2 protein-coding genes are annotated in these 1534 nt (G+C 60.0%); both read left to right on the top strand.

Features of this window, described 5'->3' with window-relative positions:
* Positions 1-430 precede the first annotated feature (430 nt).
* The gene (locus C0V97_RS17745; protein WP_127101475.1) at positions 431-946 is read left to right on the top strand and encodes an ankyrin repeat domain-containing protein; all 516 of its coding nucleotides are present in this window, start codon (positions 431-433) and stop codon (positions 944-946) included.
* Positions 943-1534: histidinol-phosphate transaminase (locus tag C0V97_RS17740; protein ID WP_127103743.1), on the top strand; the 592-nt coding region annotated here is incomplete at its 3' end. The genes C0V97_RS17745 and C0V97_RS17740, both read left to right, overlap by 4 nt.

The following is a 1534-nucleotide window of genomic DNA, read 5'->3' as shown; positions in this document are numbered from 1 at the left end:
ACCCCGACAGCATTGACCCCAAACTGAAACCTACCGGCCCGGCAATACATTGCGTTGCGCATAAGACGCCCATTGCCCACATTGTGCTAGAGTCAACCCCTTCACGACTGCTCGACTACACGAAAATTTGCATGATTTTTTGCGGTCACGCCCCGCCATCGTGTCGCGCGCATCGGCAAAGCCCCGCCTGGGAGACTGTCATGATCGTAATCGCCCGCGTTTACCCGCCCTGAGGAACGCCAGCACCCCCTTCCCCACGCCTCGGCGCACCACCCGAGGCCGCCAGATGCCGGTCTTTTGATCTGGAGACTTTCGGGACCGTTCCGCCCGACTGATGACAATTTGCCCATGCGACATTTTCCCGCGCGCTGCTTCCTGATCGGACGGTGCTCGGCTATCAGGGAGAGGCTATGACAAGACAGGCCACCCCATGACAGAGATGATGCCCGCGGGCAGTTTTTCGCCGGAACAGATCACCGCTCTGTTCATCGATGCCGCTCGGCTGGACGATACGGAGCTTCTCACCCGCTTTCTCGATGCCGGCATGGCGGTCGATGCGCAGGATAGCCGCGGCTACACAGCGCTGATCGTTGCCGCCTATAATGGTGTCCTCCCCGCAACGGCCCTCCTCCTGGAGCGTGGCGCCGATCCGAACATGCAGGATGCAAAGGGCGCGACGGCCCTGTCCGGCGTGGCCTTCAAAGGACATCTTGCGGTGGCGGAACTTCTTGTCAGTGCTGGAGCGTCTCTCGATATCCCGAGCCATCTGGGTCGTACCCCGCTAATGTTCGCCGTCATGTTCGGACGCCAGGACATGGTACGGTTCCTGCTGGCGAAGGGGGCCGATCCTGGCCATCGTGATGCCGAGGGCCTGTCGGTGCGCGATATTGCCGAGACTCACGGGCAGAGCCATCTTTTCACCCAGGATGGAACGACCCTGTCATGAGCCGCTTCTGGAACCCCCTCGTTGCCGGTCTGCACCCCTATATCCCGGGTGAGCAGCCACAATTTTCGGATATCCTCAAGCTCAATACCAATGAGCTGCCATACGGTCCCAGCCCCGCCGCCCTGACCGCCATGCGCGAAAGCTGCGAGGACTCGCTCCGCCTCTATCCTGACCCGACCGCAAAGGCACTGCGCGGGGTCATTGCGCAGACCTATGATACGAGCATCGATCGGGTTTTCGTTGGAAACGGTTCAGACGAAGTTCTGGGCCATGCCTTCAGAGCGCTGATATCGCCCGAGGGTCCTATGCTCTTCGCGGATGTGAGCTACGGATTTTACCCGGTCTATTGCGACCTGTTCGACCAGCCCTATCGGGAGATTCCGCTCAACGCTCGGTTCGAGATCGATGTCGAGGATTATGCGATACCGTGCGGCGGGATTGCGATCGCGAACCCCAATGCCAATACAGGCCATGCGATTCCCCTTGAAGCGATCTCGCGTCTCGCCTCGTTGCAACCAGACAGAACCATCATCATTGATGAAGCCTATGTCGATTTCGGCGCCCAATCCGCCATTCGCCTGACGGAGG

The sequence above is a fragment of the Asaia sp. W19 genome (assembly GCF_003994335.1).
Lineage (GTDB): Bacteria > Pseudomonadota > Alphaproteobacteria > Acetobacterales > Acetobacteraceae > Asaia.
The sequence above is the reverse complement of the archived record's forward strand: the minus strand, read 5'-3'. Positions and strand labels throughout refer to the sequence as shown.

What these genes read in the sequence shown, in the direction of transcription:
- C0V97_RS17745 (WP_127101475.1), top strand. Translation starts at nt 431, where the DNA reads ATGACAGAGATGATGCCCGCGGGCAGTTTTTCGCCGGAACAGATCACC.